This window comes from Sorangium sp. So ce887, assembly GCF_051521455.1.
GTDB lineage: Bacteria > Myxococcota_A > Polyangia > Polyangiales > Polyangiaceae > Sorangium.
The window spans coordinates 2,330,978-2,352,654 of record NZ_CP150354.1 but is presented as its reverse complement, the minus strand read 5'-3'; the positions used below and the strand labels follow the sequence as shown (position 1 = coordinate 2,352,654).

20 protein-coding genes are annotated in these 21,677 nt (G+C 73.0%); 6 read left to right on the top strand and 14 right to left on the bottom strand.

Going from position 1 to position 21,677, the window contains the following annotated elements:
* Window positions 1-38: 38 nt before the first annotated feature.
* Window positions 39-458, bottom strand: a complete 420-nt coding sequence (locus WMF36_RS08855; protein WP_437579178.1) for a hypothetical protein — start codon at window positions 456-458, stop codon at window positions 39-41.
* A 169-nt stretch (window positions 459-627) separates the two neighbouring features.
* On the opposite strand from WMF36_RS08855, the gene WMF36_RS08850 reads away from it, so the two are divergent.
* Window positions 628-1,800 (top strand): hypothetical protein, encoded by a 1,173-nt coding sequence (locus tag WMF36_RS08850; protein WP_437579177.1) that lies wholly within the window; start codon window positions 628-630, stop codon window positions 1,798-1,800.
* 4 nt (window positions 1,801-1,804) lie between these two features.
* Here WMF36_RS08850 and recO read toward each other — a convergent pair whose 3' ends face one another.
* The 5 genes from recO to tsaB all read right to left on the bottom strand — a co-directional run bounded on the left by recO (window position 1,805) and on the right by tsaB (window position 5,904).
* Complete coding sequence (gene recO, locus WMF36_RS08845) at window positions 1,805-2,524, bottom strand: DNA repair protein RecO (RefSeq protein ID WP_437579176.1); 720 nt, start codon at window positions 2,522-2,524, stop codon at window positions 1,805-1,807.
* 69 nt (window positions 2,525-2,593) lie between these two features.
* Window positions 2,594-3,028 carry a helix-turn-helix domain-containing protein gene (locus WMF36_RS08840; RefSeq protein ID WP_437579175.1) on the bottom strand — a complete coding sequence of 145 codons (435 nt, stop codon included), beginning with the start codon at window positions 3,026-3,028 and terminating at the stop codon, window positions 2,594-2,596.
* A gap of 108 nt (window positions 3,029-3,136) precedes the next feature.
* Window positions 3,137-3,922 carry a tetratricopeptide repeat protein gene (locus WMF36_RS08835; protein WP_437579174.1) on the bottom strand — a complete coding sequence of 262 codons (786 nt, stop codon included), beginning with the start codon at window positions 3,920-3,922 and terminating at the stop codon, window positions 3,137-3,139.
* 315 nt (window positions 3,923-4,237) lie between these two features.
* Window positions 4,238-5,086, bottom strand: a complete 849-nt coding sequence (locus WMF36_RS08830; protein ID WP_437579173.1) for a Crp/Fnr family transcriptional regulator — start codon at window positions 5,084-5,086, stop codon at window positions 4,238-4,240.
* The gene (tsaB, locus tag WMF36_RS08825; RefSeq protein WP_437579172.1) at window positions 5,083-5,904 is read right to left on the bottom strand and encodes a tRNA (adenosine(37)-N6)-threonylcarbamoyltransferase complex dimerization subunit type 1 TsaB; all 822 of its coding nucleotides are present in this window, start codon (window positions 5,902-5,904) and stop codon (window positions 5,083-5,085) included. The genes WMF36_RS08830 and tsaB overlap by 4 nt, the downstream gene beginning before the upstream one ends.
* Window positions 5,905-6,030: 126 nt before the next feature.
* Here tsaB and WMF36_RS08820 point away from each other — a divergent pair, with 126 nt between their 5' ends.
* The 5 genes from WMF36_RS08820 to WMF36_RS08800 all read left to right on the top strand — a co-directional run bounded on the left by WMF36_RS08820 (window position 6,031) and on the right by WMF36_RS08800 (window position 10,982).
* Window positions 6,031-6,996: a hypothetical protein gene (locus WMF36_RS08820; protein WP_437579171.1), complete on the top strand. Its 966-nt coding sequence runs from the start codon at window positions 6,031-6,033 to the stop codon at window positions 6,994-6,996.
* 156 nt (window positions 6,997-7,152) lie between these two features.
* Window positions 7,153-8,577 (top strand): trypsin-like peptidase domain-containing protein, encoded by a 1,425-nt coding sequence (locus WMF36_RS08815; protein ID WP_437579170.1) that lies wholly within the window; start codon window positions 7,153-7,155, stop codon window positions 8,575-8,577.
* An 81-nt stretch (window positions 8,578-8,658) separates the two neighbouring features.
* Window positions 8,659-8,898: a DNA gyrase inhibitor YacG gene (locus WMF36_RS08810; RefSeq protein ID WP_437579169.1), complete on the top strand. Its 240-nt coding sequence runs from the start codon at window positions 8,659-8,661 to the stop codon at window positions 8,896-8,898.
* Window positions 8,895-9,776 carry a hypothetical protein gene (locus WMF36_RS08805; RefSeq protein WP_437579168.1) on the top strand — a complete coding sequence of 294 codons (882 nt, stop codon included), beginning with the start codon at window positions 8,895-8,897 and terminating at the stop codon, window positions 9,774-9,776. Before WMF36_RS08810 ends, WMF36_RS08805 begins: the two co-directional genes overlap by 4 nt.
* 39 nt (window positions 9,777-9,815) lie before the next feature.
* A complete protein-coding gene (locus WMF36_RS08800) occupies window positions 9,816-10,982 on the top strand; it encodes a PrsW family intramembrane metalloprotease (protein WP_437579167.1) in 1,167 nt (388 codons plus the stop codon).
* Between the two features lie 156 nt (window positions 10,983-11,138).
* Here WMF36_RS08800 and dnaJ read toward each other — a convergent pair whose 3' ends face one another.
* The 8 genes from dnaJ to murD all read right to left on the bottom strand — a co-directional run bounded on the left by dnaJ (window position 11,139) and on the right by murD (window position 21,673).
* Complete coding sequence (gene dnaJ / locus WMF36_RS08795; RefSeq protein ID WP_437579166.1) at window positions 11,139-12,224, bottom strand: molecular chaperone DnaJ; 1,086 nt, start codon at window positions 12,222-12,224, stop codon at window positions 11,139-11,141.
* A 152-nt stretch (window positions 12,225-12,376) separates the two neighbouring features.
* The gene (gene ftsZ, locus WMF36_RS08790; RefSeq protein ID WP_437579165.1) at window positions 12,377-13,645 is read right to left on the bottom strand and encodes a cell division protein FtsZ; all 1,269 of its coding nucleotides are present in this window, start codon (window positions 13,643-13,645) and stop codon (window positions 12,377-12,379) included.
* Window positions 13,646-13,889: 244 nt separating this feature from the next.
* Complete coding sequence (gene ftsA / locus WMF36_RS08785) at window positions 13,890-15,212, bottom strand: cell division protein FtsA (protein WP_437488393.1); 1,323 nt, start codon at window positions 15,210-15,212, stop codon at window positions 13,890-13,892.
* Window positions 15,213-15,341: 129 nt separating this feature from the next.
* Window positions 15,342-16,364 (bottom strand): FtsQ-type POTRA domain-containing protein, encoded by a 1,023-nt coding sequence (locus WMF36_RS08780; RefSeq protein WP_437579164.1) that lies wholly within the window; start codon window positions 16,362-16,364, stop codon window positions 15,342-15,344.
* A complete protein-coding gene (gene murC, locus WMF36_RS08775; protein ID WP_437579163.1) occupies window positions 16,361-17,770 on the bottom strand; it encodes a UDP-N-acetylmuramate--L-alanine ligase in 1,410 nt (469 codons plus the stop codon). Before murC ends, WMF36_RS08780 begins: the two co-directional genes overlap by 4 nt.
* Window positions 17,770-18,987 (bottom strand): undecaprenyldiphospho-muramoylpentapeptide beta-N-acetylglucosaminyltransferase, encoded by a 1,218-nt coding sequence (gene murG / locus WMF36_RS08770; protein ID WP_437579162.1) that lies wholly within the window; start codon window positions 18,985-18,987, stop codon window positions 17,770-17,772. The genes murC and murG overlap by 1 nt, the downstream gene beginning before the upstream one ends.
* Window positions 18,981-20,303 (bottom strand): putative lipid II flippase FtsW, encoded by a 1,323-nt coding sequence (gene ftsW, locus WMF36_RS08765; RefSeq protein WP_437581871.1) that lies wholly within the window; start codon window positions 20,301-20,303, stop codon window positions 18,981-18,983. Before ftsW ends, murG begins: the two co-directional genes overlap by 7 nt.
* Window positions 20,303-21,673 carry a UDP-N-acetylmuramoyl-L-alanine--D-glutamate ligase gene (gene murD / locus WMF36_RS08760; RefSeq protein ID WP_437579161.1) on the bottom strand — a complete coding sequence of 457 codons (1,371 nt, stop codon included), beginning with the start codon at window positions 21,671-21,673 and terminating at the stop codon, window positions 20,303-20,305. Before murD ends, ftsW begins: the two co-directional genes overlap by 1 nt.
* Between the last annotated feature and the right edge of the window lie 4 nt (window positions 21,674-21,677).

The window sequence follows — 21,677 nt, the reverse complement described above, 5'->3', positions numbered from 1 at the left end:
GGCGCGCGGTGGCAGCGTCGCCGGTCGCTGGCAGCGGCTCACTCCGCGTCCCAGACGACGACGACGCGATCGTGGCCGATGAGCCCGTTCTCCTTGCGGGCGAGGTGCTGCGCGAAGACCCGATCGCCCGCGGCGTAGACCCGCACCTCCATGAACGCCAGCCCGTCGTCGGTCTCGATGCCGTCCAGGATCTCCGTCGCGTCGAGCTGGCGCTCCCAGCCCGAGACCGGATCGCGGAAGAGCTCGTTCTTGAGCCGCTCCAGGATCGCCTGCCTCCCGGTGGTGACGTTGGGGTGGGCCGGGGGATGTCGGCTGCTCACCTCCTCGATCACCGCGTCCTCGGCGTAGAGCTGGGAGAGGGCCTCGATGTCCTGGCCCTTCAGCGCGCGGGTGATCTCCGCGAGCAGTCCATCGCTCCCCCGCTGGGCCCAAGGTCGCGTCCGCGCCGAACCTTCCATACCTGCTTGCATGGGACGCGGCGGTGGGGGCGTCGAGCCCAGGAGGGCCGTGCCCGCGACGGCGGCGTGGAGGGCCGAGCTCGTCGGGTTGCGGTCCCCCGTCCTGGCGAGATCGTGCGACGGGCGACGAGTTGCAGCGTCCGGACGGACGTGGTGAATAGGAAGGATCATGACGCAGCGCCGCACGGTCGTGCTCGCAGATCTCCATCTCGTGCGCCAGACGCCGGGCGACGTGACCGCCGATCTCGCCCGGTTCGTGGCGGCCCATCCGGGAGCCCGCATCGTGATCGCGGGCGATCTGTTCGATCTCTCCTCCGAGTCGCCCTGGATGCCGCGGCCGCGCGCGCTGCGCGAGGCGCTCTTCGCGCACCCGACCGCGCGGGCGGCGCTCGCCGAGCACCTCGACCGGGGCGGCGAGCTCTGGCTCGCGGGGGGCAATCACGACGCCGAGGTCGGAGCGCCCGACTTTCCGCAAGCGCTGGCGGAGGCGCTCGAGGCGACCGGCGAGGCCCGGTCGCGGATCCGGACGACGCCCTGGTTCTTTCGCGAGGGGGCGATCCATATCGAGCACGGGCACCTGTACGATCCGGACAACGCCCCTGCTCACCCGCTCGTGGTCGGCGAGCGCAGCCTCGGCGTTCACTTCGTCGAGGAGTTCATCGCGCCGACCGGAGCGCACCGCTACCTGCAGGCGAACGACCAGACGCCGCTCAGCCTGTTCGTCTCGGCGTTCACCTGGTACGGCCCCCGCGCGCCCCACGTCATCTACCGCTACTTCCACGCGGCGATCGGCGCGATGTTGAAGAGCGGGCCGCTCTACCGCGCGCGAGGCGAAGCGACGGTGGGGGCCGCGGTCGTCGAGCGCTTCGCGCACGAGCTCGGGGTGCCGCGCGCGATGGCCGACGAGCTCCTCGGGCTCGCGGCGACGCCGACGCTCGAGAGCGCGGCGAGCACGTTCACGCGGCTGTACTTCGATCGCGTGATCGCGACGCTGTCGATGGGCGCCGGGCTCGCGGCGCTCGGGCTGCGCGCGCGGGGGACCGGCGCCGCGGCGCTCGGGCTGGGCGCGCTGCTGATGGGCGTGAGCTGGGCGAACGGACACAACCGCTACGCCGGAACGGTCGCGGAGCGGCTGGCCGAGAGCGCCGGCCACGTGGCGAGGACGACCGGCGCGAAGCTGGTCGTCTTCGGTCACACGCACCGCGAAGCGCTCGGCGACGGGTACGCGAACACCGGCAGCTTCTCGTTCCCGCGCACCGCGCCCGGCAGGCCGTACGTGGAGATCGAGGGGCCTCCGGACGCGCCGCGCGCGGTGAGCCGCTTCTGGAAAGCCGTGGCCTGAGACCCTAGCCGCCGCTCGCGTGCGCGGTGAGCGCGCCCTCCACCAGATCGAGCGCGATCGGGACGTCCTCGTCCGGGATCGGGGTACCGCCGAGCATCGCGGCGAGCAGGCGCTCCCGCGGCTCCGGCCGCAGCAGGAGAGGGCCGCCGCCGCACGCCCGGCACACGAGGCCGCCGCGCGCCGGGTCGACCTGGGCGGACTGCGTCGCGTCGCAAGCGCGCCCGCACCGGACGCACTGCGCGAGCTCGAGACCCCAGCCGAAGGCGGCCAGCAGGCGCAGGCCGGTCTCCGCCAGCAGCGCCTGCGGGGGCGCCGGGGACACCTCGTCGAGGCGGTCGAGGAGCTGGTTCAGCTCCTGCCACGCCGCGCGCTCGGCGGTGTGCGGCGGCGCGATCTCGCGCACCCAGCGCAGCGCGCGTCCGGCCACCTCGAGGCGCCCGAGATCCCCCGCGAGCCGCAGGCGCGGGCGCTCGATCGCGGCCTCGGTGAGCTGCGCCAGCTCGGCGCCGGGGCGGATCTCCAGGGTCACGCGGAGCAGGTGCATCGGCTCGAGCGCCGGGAAGCGCTTCGTCGAGCGGCGCGCGCCGCGCGCGGTGGCAGAGAGGAGCCCGCCCTGCTCGGTGAAGAGCCCGACCAGGAGATCGGCTTCACCGAAGGGGACACGCCGGACCAGGAGCGCCTCGGTGCGGAGCCGCTCCGTCCGCGGGCGAACGGATCGGGGCATGGCAGGTGTTGGAAGGGGACGGCGGGTTGCAGCGCGAGCCGCGGCGAGCGCGCGGCGAAAATTTGGCCCTCAGGTCGAGAGGGCGGTACGAGCCCGCGAGAGGGTGCCCTCCGACAGCTCCGGCGGCATGTCATGGCCGCGGGGTCGAAGCACGATGCTGAGCGCCAGCGTGAACAGGATGAGCAGCAACACGAACGCGATCGCGACCCCGAACCGCCTGCTCTGGGTGCGGCGCGCGGGCGCTGCGATCGGCAGCGGCGTCACAAGCGCGATCCGGCGGCTCGCCGTGTACCGGGCCAGCACCTCCTCCATCGGGAGCGAGACGGCGCGGGCATACGCCTTCAGGAACCCGCGAACGAACACCTCGCCGGGCAGGTCATCGAAGTGATCTGCCTCGATCCGTTCGATGGAGATCACGGGGATGCGCGTGGCGCGGGCGACCTCCTCCACGCTCATGGCTCGGGCCTCACGCGTGCGTCTCAGGTAGCGTCCGATCGACTCCATCCCATTCCACCCATCGTCATTCGGTCGTCACTCTACTCACCCCGAGAACCGTTGCTCAACCCCTCATCGCGCCCCGACATCCTTCTCGGAGAGAGCGGCGCCGAGGGTTTATTGCAACGTCTGTAACTGTGCAGCGCAGCGCTGCCCTACCGCCGTCCTCTCATCGATCTCGCGGCACCGCTCGAGATCGGCGCGCGCGTCGTCCACAAGCCCCCTCTTCTCGGCGACGCGGGCGCGCGCGTCAAACGCGTCCTGCAGCCGCCGGCACTCCGGCTGGTCGGTCTCGACCGCCCTGGTGAACGCTTCGCGCGCCAGATCGAGCTCGCCCCGCTTCTCATAGGCGAGGCCGAGCCGGTACTGCCCAACGCAGAAGAGCGGCTGCGCCGCGACGGCGCGGCGTAGCGCGTCGATCGCCTCGTCGTTGCTGCCCTTGAGCAGGTACGCCCAGCCCAGGTTGCCCCACGACTTCTCCGGCGAAGCGTAGAGGATGTCCTCGGTGAGCGGCTTGAGCACCGTGATCGCCTCGTCGTAGCGCCGCTGGTGCACGAGGATGACCCCCAGCGCGTTCTTCGCGTCCCGCATCTCGGGGTTCGCCTCGAGGGCCCGCCGCGCCATCTTCTCGGCGCTGTCGAAGCGGCAGTCGCTCGACTGAGCGTCGCCCGCGCAGAAGCCGAGCAGGAGCAGGGCGCCGAGATAGGCCGCCTCCGCGTTGTCCTCGTCGAGCGCGAGCGCCTGCTCGATGTGCGCGAGCGCCTCGCGCAGGCGGCCGTGCTGGAACGCATCGCGCGCGAGGTCATACTCCGCGATCGACCGCGTCTCGTCCGCCTGCGCCCCAGGCTGCGCGCCGCCGCACGCCGCGAGCGTGAACGACGCAACCGACGCAACCGACGCCACTGACGCAACCGACAACAGCGAGCAGAGCGACGAGACAACAGCCGCGCCGCGGATGCACCCCGCGCGGGTCGCTGCTGTCATGTGTCGCTGCGATGTCATGTGCGATCTTGAATCCGCTGCTGAGCAATGCCGCAGCGCGGCAACACGTCAGGGCGGGAGGTCGACTGCCCTGCGGGGACCCCTGAGTAAACCAGGCCGCTGGTCACGTCAACCCGCGAATCTGCCCTGAAGACGCGGCGCGTCCTCGTGATCGCGATTCCGCTTCCAGCAGATGTCAGGTCGACTTAGGATGACGGAGCAGGCCATTCCTGGCCGTCACTGTTCGCCACGGATCTCGTCCTTGACGCCGAGTAGGCTGAACAGTCGCCGCAGAGCGTCGATGTCGGGGATCTCGAGGCGCTCGTCGGCGACGCGCAGGTACTGGCCCTCGCGGAGCTGCTGCACCGCGCGCTTCACGGTATCCACGTCGAGACCGACGCGGGTGGACAGCTCCATCGGCGAGATCGCGAACGAGGCGCCGTTCGAGGAGGTGCCGCTCGCGGCGCGCGACTGCTGCGCGAGCTTGAGCAGCGCGTTCACCACCTTCGATTGCGTGTCGTTGAGCATCATGATCTCGATCTGGTCCTCCGCGTCGCGGAGCCGACCCACGAGCTGCTTGATGATGCGCAGGGCGACGGCCGGGTTGCGCTCGACGAGGTTCTGCAGCGTGCCGTGATCGAGCGCGAGCGCGACGCCGCGGGACAGCGCGATCGCCGTCGACCAGCGCGCCGCGCCGCCGAGGAGCGCGGACTCGCCGAACAGGTCGCCGGGCTTCAGGACCATCAGGCTGCGCTCGGCGCCGCGGACCTTCTTGATGAGCCGGATCCGCCCCTCCTCCAGGAGATACGCCTCGGTCCCGGGCTCGCCCTCGCGGAAGATGACGTCGCCCGCCTCGAACGGGCGGCCGAACCGAGCGCGGAGCCGCTCGAGATCAGGCGCCGAGTCCACCGGCTCCACGTGGGCGGCGAGCTCGTCGGGCGCATCGAGCGCTGCAGGGGGGCTGGAGCGAGGACGCGCAGGCGCCGCCGCGGCGGCGGGCAGCGGCGCGCGCTCCGCGTCGCCGGGGCCCGAGGCCTCGCCCTCCGCGTCGGATGCGACGCCGTCCCCTTCAGACGAGCTGGTCATCGGGGCGCAGTGTATCCCAGCTCGGCTGGCTTCGCGTCCGGCGCGCGCACATAGAGCGGCTCGAGGAGCGCCGGGTCGTGCTCGGCGGCCGCTCGCCCGCGCTCTCCGCCCGCAGCGGCGGCCCGGAGCCGGTCGATCGCAAGGCGCCCGATGAATGCGGCGTCGGGGAAATCGAGCGCCTCGCCCCGGACTGCGAGCGGCCGGAGCGCCTCGATCTCCCCAGCGACCGCGCCGACGACGACGATCCGACGCCCCGCGGCGAGCGATGCCACCGCGTCGAAGGCCGCGTCGCGCGGCAGGTGTCGCGGCGACATCTCCGGCGCCCCTGCGGGCCGGTCGAAGGCGGCGAGGAAGACCTCCCCCTTCTTGGCGTCGATCAGCGGGACCAGCAGGTCGCCGGGGGCCGCCGCGCCTCCGGCGAAGGCGGCGGCGGCCATCGCCTCGAGCGACGTGACGCCAGCGACCGGGACATCGAGCGCCAGCGCGACGCCCTTGGCCGCCGCCACCGCCACACGGACCCCGGTGAACGAGCCGGGCCCCACGTCGCAGCCGAGCGCCTCGATCGCCGCGGCCGGGATGCCTGCCGCGGCGAGCACCTCGTCGATGGCGCCGAAGATGCGCTCCGCGTGCCCGTGCAGGTCAGCGTACGTCGTCGCGGCGAGCAGGCGTGCGCCTGCGCCCGACGCCGCCGCGCGCTCACCGCCGGAGAGGGCGCCGCCTCGAGGCGCGGCCGCCTCGGCGGAACCGTCCAGGTCCGCTGCGTCCAGGAGCGCGACGCTGCCGCGCGGGGTCGATGTCGAGAGGGCGAGGAGCTTCAAGGCGCGCTCGGGAACGTTGCAGACGCGATGCTGTCTGGCAGAACCACGGGCCACGGGCAACGAGCTTCAGCGAGGTGCTGGGAGTCGCGGCCCCTTCGACCGGGCCCAGGCGCGGAGTGCGAGCCGATGCGCGATCAACGAGCGATGCTGCCGGCGCTCCTGGTATCGGCGCTCGTCCACCTGGGCGCGTGGGGGTCCGCGCGGCTGTCGCCGGAGACGCCAGAGAGCGATTCCGCCGTGCCCACGGCGGAGCGCGAGCCCATCGATCTCTGGACCGGGACCACCGCTGCGCTGCCAGGCAGCGGGGGTTCAACGCCCCCGGTCGACGCTCGCACCGGACCGGAGAGCGCCCCGGCGGCGCACGCTCCCGTAGACGCCACGCGGCCTCCAGCGCCCGCGGAGCGCCACGCAGCGGGCGGCGAGCCGCCGCCGCCCGCGACGGCCGCGCCGCGCGTCCAGGCGGCGCCTCGGCCGAAGACGGGGCCTCGACCCAGGGCAGCGTCTCGGCCCGCAGACGAGCGCCGGGAGCCCGCGGCGAACGAGACCGCCGGCGACACGGCGCGCTCCGCCACCCCGCGGACGAGCGACGGCGCGGGCGAGGCCGGCCAGGGCGACTTCGGGGCGGCCGGCGCCAGCGCGGTGCGCAACCTCGGGCGCGCTTTCACGAGGGCCATTCCTCCTGCGTGCCAGGCGGACCCGATCTGGGCAACGCTGCCGCTGGGGAGCGCCGGCAAGGCGCGCTTCGTGATCGACATCGACGAGGCCGGGCACATCGCGTCGTGGCGTCCGGAGGGGGAAGAGCCGCCCGAGCGGCACCTCGGCAACCTGGCGAAGCGGACGGTCGCGCTGCTCGGCCGCGGGACGTTCGCCGTGGGCCGCGGCGCCGTGACGGCCGGGAAACAGACGCTGGAGGTCAGCGCCGTGATCCGCGCCGGCGCGGATCACGGCGAGACAGGCGCGCCGGCCGATCTGGCGTGGCGCTTCGAAGGCGGCCGCGGCAAGGCGTCGTTCGCTCAGCCCGGCGGCCGCCTGGTGGAGGTCGTCGTCCAGGTGGTGCGCACGGAGGCCGCGCGAGGCGCGCCTCCCGGCTGAGCGCGCCGCGCCGCCCTGTCCAGGCCAGGTCGCCGCGTCGCCCGCCTGTACGCGGCCAGGCCAGGTCACCGCGTCGCTCGCCTGCGCGCGGGGCGCCCTCCAGCGCGTGGTCCTGGCGCTCCTTGCGGTCTGCCGTCGAAGCTCTACGTGCGGCGCGTGGGACGGCTCCGCGCTGCCGCATGGGCGTGTGTCGGGTGGCTCGGCGCCGCGCCGCTCGCTGCGTGCGACAACCGGGCGGCCGCGCTCGTACCCCCGGCGGCGCCGCGCGAGGAGGCGAGCGCGCCGTGCTCGATCCCGCGCGAGGAGGCGCCGCCCGCGCCGCCGGCGGCCGGCGCCACGATGACCTTGCCTGCGCTGATCGAGCGCGCGCGGCCCGTGGTGGTGACCGTCGCCACCCTGCGGGCGACCTCGCTGCCGGGCGGGCGCGCGACGCCCATCTACCCCTTCGGCGGCGGTGTGCCGCGGGTGGAGCGGGCGATCGGATCGGGGTTCGTGATCGCCACGGAGGGGCTCGTGCTGACGAGCGATCACGTGATCGGCGACGCGTTCGGCATCGAGGTGCAGCTCTCGGACGAGCGCGCCTTCGAGGCGACGGTGGTCGGGCGCGATCCGATGCTCGACGTGGCGCTGCTGAAGCTGCGCGGGGCGGGGTCGCTGCGCGTCGCGTCCCTCGGATCGAGCGCGCCGATCCGGCTTGGCGACGACGTCATCGTGATCGGCAACCCGTTCGGGCTCGGACCGACGGTGACCCGGGGCATCATCAGCGCGACGTCGAGGCCGATGGGCGCGGGGAGCCTCGACGGCTTCCTCCAGACCGACGCCGCCATCAACCCCGGCAACAGCGGCGGGCCGCTCTTCAACGCGGCGGGACAGGTGATCGGCATCGCGACGGCGATCCACGAAGGCGGCCGCGGCATCAGCTTCGCCGTGCCGATCGACGAGGTCCTGGAGATCCTCCCCGAGCTGCGGGAGACCGGCCGCGTGGACCGCGGGCGAATCGGGATCAGCTTCCAGGAGGTGTCCTCGCAGCTCGCGCGGGTGCTCCGGCTGCCCGCCCGGATGGGCGCGCTGATCACCGAGGTCGAGCCGGAGAGCCCCGGGTCGCGCCTGGGCTTCAAGCCCGGCGACGTGATCACGTCGGTCGAGGGGCGCCGCGTCGATCACGCCCGCGAGCTCGCGCGCGCGCTCCGGCGCTCCAAGCCCGGCGACGAGGTGAAGCTCACCTACAAGCGCGACGGCGCGGACCGGCGCGCCACGGTGAAGCTCGAGCGGTCGGCCCGGCACGATGCGTGGCCGAGCCGGCGCGTGCCGGGCGACCGCGCCCACGGGGACGCCGAGGAGCCGCCGCTCGGCGTGCTGGCGGGCGACGCGCTCGAAGGAGCGCGCATCGAGTCGATCGCGCCGCAAAGCCCGGCGGCTGGCCACCTCGAGGTCGGCGACGTGGTGCTCGATCTGAACGGCGCGCCGGTGCGGGACGGGGCCGATCTGACCGCGCGCCTGCGCGCGGTCGGGCGCCAGGATCTGCTGCTCCGGGTGCGGCGCAACGGGGCGACCCGGTACCTCGCTGTCCCGGCGCGCTGAGCGAGCGCCGCTCCGGCGAGGTCGGTCCGGCGCGCCGAGGCGGGCTACATGCCCGCGATGGACGCTGCTACGGTACGCCGCATGGGAGCTTCGGCAGGCGCGATGTGCCCGATTTGCCGCAAGTCGGCGGGGCCCAGGCCCGAGAACCCGGCCTTTCCGTTCTGCTCGGCCCAGTGCAAGCTGGTGGACCTCGGCCGCTGGCTCGACGGCGGCTACCGGGTGCCGGGCCCACCCGTCTCCTCGACAGAAGATGCCGAGGCGCTGGAGTCGATGGGACGGACAGGCGGGCTCGACAGCAATATCCAGGAAGAGGACGAATGATCGCTCGCCGCGCGCTGTGCCTGCTCACGGTTCTCACGTCAACCGCCGCGGCGTCCACCGCCGCGGCACAGCAGGGCCAGCCGGCGCCGGGGACGTCGCTGAGCGGTGCCAGCGCCGCCTCGCCCACCGGTGCCGCACCCTCGCAGCCGAACCCGTACGATCCGTCGATGCAAGCCGGAGGCCTTTCGCCGCCCCCTCCGATGGCGATGCCCGAGCCGGAGCCCGTGTCGCCCGACGGCGGCACCGAGCGGCGCCTCGACGAGGCAAAGAGAGAGGACTCAGGACGAGGTCTCGAGATCGTCTGGTTGAACGTCGAGGGAGGCTACGAGAACGTCGGCCTCCAGACGTTCAACATCGACGAGGACGAGCTCACGGCCGGGTTCATCTCGAGCTCGGCGAACGGCGGCGTCCTCGGCGCCGGTGTCGGCGTCCGGCTCCTGTACTTCACGCTGGGCGCGCGCGGGCGGGTCGGGTTCTTCAGCGACTGGCAGCTCTTCAGCGCCGGCGGCGAGATCGGCATGCACCTCCCGCTCGGCCGGCTCGACCCGCACGTCGATCTGGGCTTCGGCTACGCCGGCCTGGGCAGCTTCAAGAGCGCGGTGAGCGGCGCGGCCGACGCCATCGCGATCCGCGGCTTCTACGGGAGGATCTCCGGTGGGCTCGACCTCTACCTGTCGCCGGTCTTCTCGATCGGCGCGAACGCGAGCTGGGAGCTCCTGGCGCTGACCAGGCCGGGCCTCTCGTCGGCGGAGATCGACCGGATCAAGGGCGAAGCCGCCACCACACCGCAGCAGGCCAAGGCCGATCTGCTGGCGGCCGAGGGCTCCAGCGTGGGCTCGGCGCTCGCCCTGACCGCTGTCGCCGGGCTCCACTTCTAGCCGCCGCGAAACCGGCTCCGCCGCCTCGCCCCCCGCGCCATGAACGCTGTCTCCGTGCTCCTCTGGTTCGCCACCGTCGCCGCGCCGGTCGGAGGGCTCGCCGCGCTCCTCCTCGGGTCACAGCGCCTCTATGGGAGGCGCCGGTTCGTGGTGGGGACCGCGCTGCTCGGCGCGCTCGCGTTCGTGCCGGCGCTGCTGATCGAGAGCTTCCTCCAGCGCTGGCAAGGCCTCGACAAGAACGCCAGCACGCTCGATGCCGTGACGCTCGTCTACCTCTTCGTGGTCGCGGCGCCGCTGGAGCAGGGGCTGAAGGTGGCGGCCGTCGCGCCGATCGCCCGGCTGCGCGCCGTGGACGAGCCCTTCGATGGGCTCGTCTACGCGGCTGCTGCGGCGCTCGGGTTCGTGTCGGCCCACAACGCCGTGTACCTGTGGGGCCGGCCCCTCTCGTCGATCGACATCGTGCGGGCCCTGCTCGCCGTGCCGGCGCACCTCTCCTTCGCCTCGCTCTGGGGCTACGCGCTGGGTCGCGAGCGCAAGCGGCCGCTGGGCGGGCGTCGCTTCAACGCCGCGTGGCTCGGCGCGATGCTGCTCAACGGCGCCTACGACTACATCGTCTTCGCGTGCCGCCCGGTCGCGCTCGTCCTCGCGGCGCCGATGCTCCTCGGCATCGGCTCCGTGACCTTCCTCGCCGCGCGCGACCTGCTCCGCCGGAGCGCGTTGCCCCACAGCTCGCAGCGCAGGGAGCGCCGCTTCCTTCCGCACATCGCGCCGCCGTCGCTCGGAACGATGCGCGAGGCGCTGAGGCGCACGGAGCGACCGGTGACGCTCACCTGGATCGCCTTCGGCGCGCTCGTCACGGTCGGGGTCATGACGACCACGCTCGCCCTCGCGATCGCGCTCGGCCACCGCTTCGGCGTCGACTTCGCGGCGGTGGACCGGGGCGACGCCACGACCGCCGCGGCAGCGCCGCTCCTGCTGCTTGTCGCGGGGGCGATCGCGGCCTTCCCCTTCGCCGGCTACCTCGTCGCCCGGGCCTCGTCGACGAGCAGCCTCCTCGAGCCGGCCGCCTCCGCGGCGCTCGCCATCCTGGGCACCCTGGTGCTGCTCGGCCTCGCAGCGCCCGTCGCCGTCGTGTTCGCGACCGCGGTCGCCCCCATCGCCTTCAGCCTCGCCTGCGCGGGCGCCTGGATCGGCACGACGCGCTGAGCCCGGCGCGCTCTCGCGCCGCGCGCCCGAGCCCCTGCCGGACTCCGGGCCGCCGCATTGCGGCAAGATGCGCGCGGCCCTGACCGCGTCTCCCCTGGCGCTCTCCCCCGCCCCCGGCGGTCCGCCTGGCGCGGACCGGTTCTCGCACGACCTGCGCTACGCGGTCGCCGCCTTCGCCGCCGGCTGGTTCTTCGCTACCTCGTCCTGGAACCTGCGGAGCAGCTCCTGCGCCGCGGGCGAGAGGTTCCGCGGCACCTCGACCTGGATGAGCACCTGGAGCGTGCCGCGGCCGCGGCCGTCGATCCGGGGCGCTCCCTTGCCCTTGACCGAGATCACCTCGCCGGGCTGGACGCCCGCCGGGATCTCGACGTCGACCGCCGTGTCGTCCGGCAGGTCGATCTTGACCGTGCTGCCGAGCGCCGCGTCGACGAAGGGGATCGGCACCCGCGTGATGAGGTCGAGGCCGTCGCGCTCGAAGCGCTCGTCCGCGGCGAGATCGACGTCGACGTACAGATCGCCGGGCGGCGCGCCCTGGGCGCCCGGCATGCCCTGACCGGGCACCCGCAGCCGCTGGCCGCCATCGATGCCGGCCGGGAAGTTCACCACGACCTTCCGCGTCTTCTCGACGGCACCGAACCCCTTGCAGATGGCGCACGGCGTCTTGATGACCGACCCCTCGCCCGAGCACTCGGGGCAGGTCTGGGTGAACATGACGAAGCCGCGCGAGGTCGAGACCTGACCGGCGCCGCCGCACGTACCGCACGGCTTGCGCTTGGTCCCCGGCTTCGCGCCCGAGCCGGAGCACTCCTCGCACGCCACCGGCGTGCGAAGGACGACCTCCCGCTTGCAGCCGAGCAGGGCGTCGCGCAGCGAGAGCCGCTGCTGAACCCGGATGTCCTGGCCGCGCGCCGGCCCGCGCCGCCGGCGCTGCCCGCCGCCGAAGCCGCCGAAGAACTCCGAGAAGATGTCCTGGAAGTGGGAGAAGATGTCGCTGTCGGCCCCGCCGCCCATCCCCTCGAGGCCGGCGTGCCCGAACTGGTCGTACCGCCTGCGCTTCTCCTCGTCGGAGAGGACCTGGTACGCCTCGGTGGCCTCTTTGAAGCGAGACTCCGCCGATGCATCGCCGGGATTTCGGTCCGGGTGATACTTCAACGCAGCCTGACGATAGGCCTTGCGAATGTCGTCAGGCGTCGCGTCTCGCGCGAGGCCAAGAACTTCGTAGAAGTCGCGCTTTTCACTCATGAATGATGGACCGCCGCGTCGATCCTGCCCGACAGGGGGCATAGGCGCCGGCAGACCATAAGTCCTCGCCCGCGCCTGTCAACGCGTAATACAGCGTGAACGCCCACGATGGGCTGTGCGTCGCGAGGTCTTCCGTGCAGACCGCGGCGCTGCTACTGGCCGCGGCGCTGGAACGCGGGCGTGTCCCAGTCGGAGTCGAGCGGCGGGACGAAGCTCGCGCGGTCGCGCGGGCCGCCGCCGCCGCCCGCCGACTGCACCTGCGGCGCGGGCCGGCGGGTGGTCGGGTACGCGACCTCTTCATGACGGTGCGGCTGGCGCTGCGTCATGGGAGGAGCGCTCGGGGCGGAGCGGGCCGACATCGGCCCGGCCGCTGCGGCGAGCGACGCGCCGATGGAGTGCGCGGTGGCGCGGGGCTGCGCGGCGCTCGCGTACTGCTGGGGGACCTCGGCGACGAGGTGATCGAAGCCGGTCGCGATGACCGTGACCTTGATCATCTCGCCCATGTTCTCGTCGATCGTCGCGCCGAAGATGATGTTCGCGTCCTCGTGCGCCTGCTCCTGCACGAGCGTCGCGGCCTCCTCGATCTCGCGCATCCGCATGTCGGGGCCGCCGACGATGTTGATGAGCACGCCCGTCGCGCCCTCGACCGAGATGTCGTCGAGCAGCGGCGAGCTGACCGCCATCTCGGCGGCGAGCCGAGCGCGGCCCTGACCCTTCGCGCAGCCGGTGCCCATGAGCGCGCGGCCCATGTTGGACATGACCGTCTTCACGTCCGCGAAGTCGACGTTCACGATCCCGTTCTGCGTGATGAGATCGCTGATGCCCTTGATCGCCTGGTAGAGGACCTCATCCGCCTTGCGGAACGCCTCGACGAACGAGAGGTCCTCGTCGCCCAGCGAGAGGAGCTTCTGGTTCGGGATCGTGATCAGCGTGTCGACGTGCTCCGTGAGCATCGCGAGGCCGAGCTCGGCGCGGCGCGAGCGCTGCTTGCCCTCGAAGAAGAACGGCTTCGTCACGACGCCGACGGTGAGGCAGCCCTCCTCGCGCGCGAGCTGCGCGATGACCGGCGCGGCGCCCGTGCCGGTGCCGCCGCCCATCCCCGCGGTGACGAACACCATGTCCGCGCCCTGGATGCACTCCTTCACGCGGGTCACGTCCTCGAGCGCCGCCTTGCGCCCCTTCTCGGGATCGGCGCCCGCGCCGAGCCCCCGCGTGACGCTCGCCCCGATGTGGAGCTTGGTCGGAGCCAGGCTCGCGCCGAGCGCCTGAGCGTCCGTGTTGACGACGATGAACTCCACGCCCTCGAGGCCGAAGTTGATCATCGTGTTGACTGCATTGCCGCCAGAACCGCCACAACCGATGACCTTGATCCGGGCGTCGTACCCGGTGTGTTCGTCGGCAAACTCGATGGAGAAACTCATGAACTCCTCCCGGGGATGTACAGCTAGCCGCTCGGCCCGGCGCCGACCCTCGCGGTGGTCGAGCGGCACGGAACCCTAATGCGCGAGGACGTCCTCGCTCCGGACGGCGTTCCGAGGGGCGCCTCTTCCCCTTCGAACACCGTTTTTCAAACCCTCTTAACTTTGGTTTCAAGAGGGAACGCCGGTGCGTTCTCCGACCCTCTCAAACCCAATTCTCTAACAACTTTCTCTTGCTACGTCATGCCTAGAATGCTGCTCGGAGCCAGTTCCAGAACCTCCCGCTCGACCTCTTTTCAATCGACATTTCTTCGATGACTTCACGGCGCGACTCGCGCTCTCGGAGCTTCTCGCGGCGGCTCTCCGCGCGGCCGGCGTGGCCGACCTCGAGCTTCACCGGCGCGAGCGCGCGCGCCTGCGCGAGCGCGTTGGCGCCGTACTGGACGAGGCCCACGCCGGTCGCGTACTGCGGGCCGGCCACGAGCTGCGTGATGCCCCGCACGCCGACCGGCACGCCGAGGCGCACCGGCATCCCGAGGATCTCCTCGGCGAACTCCGTCATGCCTTCCATCAGGACGCCGCCGCCGGTGAGCACCGCGCCGGCCGAGAGCTGCTCCAGCATCCCGGTGTCCTCGATCCGCTTGCGGATGACGGCGAAGATCTCCTCGACGCGCGGCTCGATGATGTCCGACAGGACGCGGCGCGACGCCTTGCGCGGCAGGTGCCCGCCGACGCCGGGGACCTCGATCTCCTCCTCGTCGCCGACCATGCGGCCGAGGGCGCAGCCGGCGTTGCGCTTCAGGCGCTCGGCCTCACCCATCGGCGTGCGAAGCCCGGCGGCGATGTCCGCGGTCACGTTGTTGCCGCCCGCCGGGATCACGCTGGCGTGCGCGATGCCGCCGTCCACGTAAAGGAGCAGATCGGTCGTGCCGCCGCCGATGTCGATGATGGCGACGCCGATCTCCTTCTCGTCCTCGGAGAGCACCGCCTCGGCGCTGGCCAGCGGCTCCAGCACGACGTCGGCCACGGTGAGGCCGCAGCGCTCCGCGCAGCGGACGACGTTCTGCACGCACGAGGTCGCGGCGGTGATGAGGTTCACCTTGACCCCGAGCCGGACGCCGCTCATGCCGACCGGATCGCGGATGCCGTCCTGGTTGTCGACCATGAACTCGCGCGGCAAGACGTGCATGATCTGGCGATCGGCGTCGACCGGGATGGCCCGCGCGCCCTCGAGGACCCGCTCGACGTCGAGCCGGGTGACCTCGCCGCCGGAGATCGCAGCGACGCCGTCGGACTGCTGGCAGCGGATGTGGCTGCCCGCGACGCCGGCATAGACGGTGCGGATCTCGACACCCGCCATCGTCTGCGCGGCCTCGATCGCCTCGGCGATCGAGCGGACCGTCCAGTCGATGTTGCTCACGACGCCCTTTCGCAGGCCGCGGCACGGGACGTTGCCCACCCCGAGGATGGTGATCCCATCCGCGTCGATCTCGCCCACGACCGCCGAGACCTTGGTCGTCCCGATGTCCAGGCCGACGACGATCTCAGTAGTCTCCATCCGGCTCTTCATTGCGTGCACCACCTCATGCGGGGACGAGCCCCATGCGCGTGTCAGGCGGGCACGACGCTGCCATGAGCCAGCAGAACCGGCCAAATTTTGCTCGGCGATCACCGACGCAGAGAGCGGGCGCGACGGCGGTCATTTCATCCTCACCACGACGCGCTCGGGGTGCGCGTCGTTGTCCAGGAAGATCACCGACGCGCTCGCCTTCCGCTGGGCGAGCTCGGTGAGCACCCGCGCCGCCTGGCCGACCTTGTCGCGGTAAGGCGGCTGGCCGAGGTGGAGCGCGATCCCCTCCTTGCCGATGGTGATGACGACCGACCCGTCCCGCTCGACGTGGAGCTCCTGGATCGGATAGCGGCGAGCGAGGCCGGCGCGCTCCATGTCCTCGACCACGTCGAGCAGGCGCCGCACCGCGATGACGACGCCGGCGCGATCCCGCGCCACCTGCTCGCCGGTGATCCCCGTGACGATCGGGAGATCGACCGGATCGTCCTCGGCGAGCTCCTTGAAGAGCTCGCCGTCGCGCGTCGCGAGGTAGAGATCGCCGCCGATCGCGACCAGGGCTTGCGCCTCCCGCTCGACGACGCTGACGTGGATCGTCGAGGGGAGCTTGCGGATGACCGTCGCCTTCTCGATCCAGGGATCGGTGGAGATCGAGGCGCTGGCGAGCTCGAGGTCGAGCGTGAAGATGTTCTTGCCGACCTCGATGCCGCCGGAGCTCGCCACCTGCTCGGCGGTGCGGCGCTGGACGCCGTCGACGAGCACCGTGCGCACGGCGAAGCGCGGGCTCGACACGATGTAGCGCCGCGCGCCCCACGCGACCGCGGTCGAGGCAATGAGCACGACGGCGGCGCCCGCGAGGAGCTGGAGCGCGCGGAAGTGGCGCGACATCGGCCGCGCAGGGCGCGTCTCTTTGGGCGAGCCGCCCTTCACCGGCGGGCGCGGCGGGCGCACGGAGACGCTGGTCGCGGGCGGGGCCGGTGACTCGTGCGATGACGGGGTCGCCGCGCGCACGCGCGCGTTCTTCGGCGCCCGCACCGGGGCCACAGGCTCCGGCTTCGAGCCGCGCGCGGACGCCGCCCGACCAGGCGGCGCCGCGGGCACCGGCGTCGACGCGCGACGACGGTTCGGCGGCGGGGCGCTCGGGCGCTCGGTCATGAGCTGCCCTCCTGCGGCGGGATCTTCGCCTCGAGCCGCGCCTTCAGCTCCCGCACGCAGGCGTTCACGTCGCCCGCGCCGAGCGCGATGACCACGTCGCCCGGCCGGACGATCTGCTCGAGGGCCTCCGGGAGGTCGGCCTTGTCCGCAACGAAGCGCGCGTCGTGGTGGCCGTGCTCCCGGATCGACTGGACGAGGCGCTCGGCGGTGACGCCGGGGATCGGCGCCTCGCCGGCGGGGTAGATGTCCGTCACGAGCAGCACGTCGGCCTGGTTGAAGGCGCGCGTGAACTCGTCGTAGAGATCGCGCGTGCGGGTGTGCCGGTGCGGCTGGAAGGCCACGACGATGCGGTGGTCCTCGCCGGGGAACGCGCGCCGGGCCGCGTCGACGGTGGCGCGGATCTCGGCCGGGTGGTGGCCATAGTCGTCGACCAGCGTGACGCCGCCGATGGATCCGACGACGGAGAAGCGGCGCGCGACGCCGCCGAACGTGGCGAGCGCCTGCTTGGTGACGTCGAGCGGCACCTCGAGCTCGTCCGCGACCGCGATCGTGGCGAGGCAGTTCAGGACGTTGTGCGCGCCCGGCATCTTCACCGTGAAGCCGCCGAGCGGCTCCCCCCGGCGGTACGCGTTGAAGCTCGTCTCGAGGCCGCGGAACTGGATGCCGCGCGCGGAGTAATCCGACTGCGGCGAGACGCCGTACGTCACGTGGCGGCGCGGGATGCGCGGGAGCAGATCCTGGACGTGCGGATGGTCGAGGCAGAGCACGGCGAGCCCGTAGAACGGCACGCGCGCGGCAAACTCGACGAAGGCGTCCTTGATGCGCTCGTGCGTGCCGTAGTGGTCGAGGTGCTCGGCGTCGATGTTGGTGACGACCGCGATCGTCGGGGTGAGCCGCAGGAACGAGCCGTCGCTCTCGTCGGCCTCGGCGACGAGCAGGTCGCCGGCGCCGAGCCGCGCGTTCGTGCCGAGCGCCGCCATCTTGCCGCCGACGACGACGGTGGGATCGAGGCCGGCGGCGCGCAGGACCGTGGCGACGAGGGAGGTCGTGGTGGTCTTGCCGTGCGAGCCCGCGATCGCGACGCCGTACTTCACCCGCATCAGCTCGGCGAGCATCTCCGCCCGCCCGATCGCCGGGATCCCGAGCGCGCGCGCCTCGGTGAGCTCGGGGTTGTCGGGCCGGACGGCGCTCGAGTAGACGACGACGTCGACGCCGCAGACGTTCTCGGCGCGGTGGCCGATGTCGATCCGGACGCCGAGCGACGTGAGCCGCCGCGTCGTCGAGCTCTCCTTGAGGTCCGAGCCGGAGACCTCGAACTCGAGCGAGCGCAGGATCTCGGCGAGGCCGCTCATCCCGACGCCCCCGATGCCGACGAAGTGAACGTGGCGAACGCGACCGCGGAACATCAGCCTGCCTCCTCCCGACCGAGGGCAGCACCGAGCGGCGCGGCCTCGTTCATCGCGGCGCGGCGCGGCGCCTCCCCTGCGCGCTCCGCGCGACCGCCGAGGACGGGGAAGCGCAGCGCGCGGTGGCGCGGAGCTCGCGCGAGCTCGAGCAGATCGGCGGCGACGCGCGCCGCGGCGTCCGGCGTGGCGAAGGCCGCCGCGGCGTCCGCCATGCGGGCGCGGAGCGCCGGAGCCGCCGCGAGGCGGGCGATCTCGCCGGCGAGGCGCGCCTCGGTGGCGTCAGCCTGGGCGATGGCCACCGCGGCGGAGGCCCGCTCGAGGGACTGCGCGTTCTTCAGCTGGTGATCGTCGGCCGCGAACGGGTAGGGGATCAAGATCGAGGGGCGCCCGACGGCGCAGAGCTCGGCGAGCGTCGACGCGCCCGCGCGGGCGATCACGACGTCGGCCGCGGCGAGCGCCTCCGCCACGTCGTCGATGAACGGGACGACGCGCGCGCGCCCGGAGAGGCCGAGCTCGGCGTAGAGCGACCGGACGGCGGCCTCGCGGTCCCTGCCCGTCTGGTGCACCACGTCGAGGTCGACGCCGCGCTCGCGGCCCTGGGCGATCGCGCGCGGGACAATGTCGTTCAGGGCGAGCGCGCCCTGACTGCCGCCGAGCACGAGCAGGCGGAGCTTGCCCTCGCGCGGCGCGTATGGCGCGCGGGCGAAGGCGCGACGGAGCGGGACGCCGAAGAGACGCACCGTGCTCGGACGCAGCGCGCGCGCCGTCTCCGGGAAGGCGACGTACGCGCGATCGACGATGGGCGAGAGGAGCCGGTTCGAGAGCCCGAGGACGCTGTTCGGCTCCAGGATCGCGACCGGCACGCCGAGCGAGCGCGCCGCGAGGGAGACCGGTCCGCCCGCGTACCCGCCGAGCGAGAGCACCACGCGGGCGTCGAGCCGCTCGACGAGCCGCCTCGCCTCCGGGAGCACGCGGCCCGCGCAGACGGCGCCGCGCACGAAGCCGGAGAGGCCGCCCCCGCGGAGCGGCAGGACGTGGAGTAGCTCGAGGGTGTCGCCGCGCTCGCGCATGACGCGCGCCTCGATGCCGCGCGCGGTGCCGACGTAGACGACGCGCGCTCCGTCGTCGCGCGCCGCGGCGCGGACGGCGTCGCCCACGGCGACCATCGGGAAGACGTGGCCGCCGGTGCCGCCTCCGGCGATCAGGACGGTCACCATGCGCCGCCCTCCTCGGCCGACGCGACGACCACGGCCGAGGCGCTCGGCGCGTTCGGGACGGGCGAAGCGCCCGCCGCGCCGCGCAGCTGGGAGGCCACCGGGGTCCGCGATCGGCTGATGCTGAGCAGGATGCCCGCGGCCGCGGCGTTCACGAGCAGCGACGAGCCGCCGTAGCTGAGGAACGGCAGCGTGAGCCCCTTCGTGGGGAGGATCGCCATCGCCACCGCGAGGTTCGTCATCGCCTGCACGCCGAAGAGCGTCGCGATGCCGAACGCCATGAAGCTGCCGTAGTCGTCGTCGGCCTCGAGGGCGATCTTCACGCCCCGCGAGACGATGACGAGGTACGCCGCGCAGAGGCCGACGATGCCGACGAAGCCGAGCTCCTCGCCGACGATCGCCGACACGAAATCGGTGTGCGCCTCCGGCAGGTAGAGCACCTGCAGCCCCCGCCCGAGGCCGAGGCCGAAGAGCCCCCCGGAGCCGAAGCTCATGACCGACTGGAACGGCTGGTACGCCAGGTCGGCGCGGTTGTTGTCCATGTCGATCCACGCGAGGTAGCGCGCGTAGCGGTAGCCGCTGAAGCGCACGAGCGCGGCGCCGGCGAGCGCCAGCAGCATGGAGAACGCGGCGATGTACGGGACGCGCGCGCCCGCCACGAACAGCAGCGTGAAGGTCAGGAAGAGCAGCACGACCGCGCTGCCGAAGTCGGGCTGCTTGAGGCAGAGGAGCATCAGGATCCCGACCACGAGGAGGTGCGGTAGGAAGCCGACGGAGAACGACCTGATGCGGTCGGCCTTCTTGGAGAGCGAGTAGGCGAGCCAGAGGACGATCCCGAGCTTCGCCACCTCGGCCGGCTGCACGTGGACCGGGCCGAGCGCGATCCAACGGTAGGCGTTGCCCGCCTTGTGGCCGAGCCCCGCCACGCAGGCGACGAGCATCGCGGTCACGACGATGAGCACCGGGTACGTGAGGACCTTGAGCCGGCGATGATCGATGCGGCTCGTGATCCACATCGTGGCGATCGAGAGGACCGCGTAGATGGCCTGGCGCTTGAGGAAGAACTGCGCGTCCTTGTAGCGCACCGTCGCCTCGACCGCGCTCGCGCTGTAGACCATCACCACGCCGAAGCCGATGAGCGCCGTGACGACCGCCGCGAGGAGGGCGTCGACGGGCCCCGAGGGGCTCGATCGCCCCTTCCAGAACGCCTCGGCGACCGCCGCGACCGCGCCCGGCGCCGACTTGTCCTGCTCCGAGGGACCGATGTGCCGGTTCTTGGGCGCGTCGCCGCGCGCGCCGAGCCTGTCGCTCCACGACATCACGACGCCACCTCCCCGGCAGCCCCGCCGGCAGGTCGCTGGAGCTCGCCGACCGCGCGGACGAAGGCGTCGCCGCGATCCTTGTAGTCGCGGAACATGTCGAAGCTGGAGCACGCGGGGCTGAGCAGCACCGCGTCGCCCGGCCGGGCGAGCGCCCGCGCGGCGAGGACCGCTGCATCCATCGAGCCGGCCCGCGCGATCGGCAAGACGCCGTCTGCCGCGGCGGCGATGCGGTCCGCCGCCTCGCCGAGGACGACGAGGGCGCGCCCCCGCTCGCGCAGCGCGGCCACGAGCGGCGCGTAGTCGCCGAGCTTGTCGCGCCCGCCCGCGATCAGCACGGCCTTCGCCTCGCGCAGGCCGGTGAGCGCGGCGACCGAGGCGCCGACGTTGGTCCCCTTGGAGTCGTCGTAGTAGCGGACGCCCTCGACGTCCGCGACGAGCGCGGTCCGGTGCGGGAGCCCCTCGAAGCGCGCGAGCGCGTCGGCGATGGCCGACGCGGGGGCGCCGAGCGCGGCGGCCAGCGCGACGGAGGCGCAGGCGTTCGCGAGGTTGTGCGCGCCCGTGAGCCGGACGCGATCCAGCGGGTAGCTCGCGCCGGTGACGCGGTCGACGATCGCGCCGCCCGGGGCGCTGACGTCGGCGCGAGCGTCGCGCGCGCTGAACGTCACGACGCGGGCGCGCCCGCGCGCCGCCTGGCCGGCGGCGAGCTCGTCGCCGAAGGGCACGACCGCGACATCCTCCGGCGTCATGCGCTCGAACGGGTTGCCCTTCGCGTCGGCGTACGCCGCGAAGCTCGGGTAGCGATCGAGGTGATCGTCCGTGATGTTCAGCAGGGCATGGGCGCGGGCGTGCAGCGTCGGGACGCGCTCCGCCTGGTAGCTCGAGATCTCGAGGACGAGCACATCCCACGCCTCCCCGACGACCTCGGCGAGGGGGGTCCCGAAGTTGCCGCCGACGAAGGTGCGGAGGCCGGCCCGCTCGAGCATCGCGCCCGTGAGCGCCGTCGTGGTGCTCTTTCCGTTGGTCCCGCCGACCAGCACGATCGGCGCCGACACGAAGCGCGACGCGAGCTCGAGTTCGCCGATGACCTCGCGCCCGGAGCGCGCGACCGCGTCGAGCGCGGGGAACGACGGCACGCCCGGCGAGACGACCACGAGGTCGGCGCCGTCGAACAGCGCCGGGTCGTGCCCGCCCGGCGCGAGGACAGCGCCCTCCGCCTCGAGGGACGCCGCCGCGGCGGAGAGCCGCTCGCGCGGCGCGCCGTCGTTCGCGATCACGCGCGCGCCGCGCTCCAGCAGGAGGCGCGCAGCCGCGACACCGCTCCGGCCGAGCCCGACGATGATCACTGTTCGCCCGCGGACGTCCATCATGCCC

Excerpts from the sequence above, each read along its gene's own strand:
- WMF36_RS08855 (WP_437579178.1), bottom strand. The coding sequence starts at position 458 with ATGGAAGGTTCGGCGCGGACGCGACCTTGGGCCCAGCGGGGGAGCGAT.
- WMF36_RS08850 (WP_437579177.1), top strand. The coding sequence starts at position 628 with ATGACGCAGCGCCGCACGGTCGTGCTCGCAGATCTCCATCTCGTGCGC.
- recO (WP_437579176.1), bottom strand. The coding sequence starts at position 2,524 with ATGCCCCGATCCGTTCGCCCGCGGACGGAGCGGCTCCGCACCGAGGCG.
- WMF36_RS08840 (WP_437579175.1), bottom strand. The coding sequence starts at position 3,028 with ATGGAGTCGATCGGACGCTACCTGAGACGCACGCGTGAGGCCCGAGCC.
- WMF36_RS08830 (WP_437579173.1), bottom strand. The coding sequence starts at position 5,086 with ATGACCAGCTCGTCTGAAGGGGACGGCGTCGCATCCGACGCGGAGGGC.
- WMF36_RS08820 (WP_437579171.1), top strand. The coding sequence starts at position 6,031 with ATGCGCGATCAACGAGCGATGCTGCCGGCGCTCCTGGTATCGGCGCTC.
- WMF36_RS08810 (WP_437579169.1), top strand. The coding sequence starts at position 8,659 with ATGGGAGCTTCGGCAGGCGCGATGTGCCCGATTTGCCGCAAGTCGGCG.
- WMF36_RS08805 (WP_437579168.1), top strand. The coding sequence starts at position 8,895 with ATGATCGCTCGCCGCGCGCTGTGCCTGCTCACGGTTCTCACGTCAACC.
- WMF36_RS08800 (WP_437579167.1), top strand. The coding sequence starts at position 9,816 with ATGAACGCTGTCTCCGTGCTCCTCTGGTTCGCCACCGTCGCCGCGCCG.
- dnaJ (WP_437579166.1), bottom strand. The coding sequence starts at position 12,224 with ATGAGTGAAAAGCGCGACTTCTACGAAGTTCTTGGCCTCGCGCGAGAC.
- ftsZ (WP_437579165.1), bottom strand. The coding sequence starts at position 13,645 with ATGAGTTTCTCCATCGAGTTTGCCGACGAACACACCGGGTACGACGCC.
- ftsA (WP_437488393.1), bottom strand. The coding sequence starts at position 15,212 with ATGAAGAGCCGGATGGAGACTACTGAGATCGTCGTCGGCCTGGACATC.
- WMF36_RS08780 (WP_437579164.1), bottom strand. The coding sequence starts at position 16,364 with ATGACCGAGCGCCCGAGCGCCCCGCCGCCGAACCGTCGTCGCGCGTCG.
- murC (WP_437579163.1), bottom strand. The coding sequence starts at position 17,770 with ATGTTCCGCGGTCGCGTTCGCCACGTTCACTTCGTCGGCATCGGGGGC.
- murG (WP_437579162.1), bottom strand. The coding sequence starts at position 18,987 with ATGGTGACCGTCCTGATCGCCGGAGGCGGCACCGGCGGCCACGTCTTC.
- ftsW (WP_437581871.1), bottom strand. The coding sequence starts at position 20,303 with ATGTCGTGGAGCGACAGGCTCGGCGCGCGCGGCGACGCGCCCAAGAAC.
- murD (WP_437579161.1), bottom strand. The coding sequence starts at position 21,673 with ATGATGGACGTCCGCGGGCGAACAGTGATCATCGTCGGGCTCGGCCGG.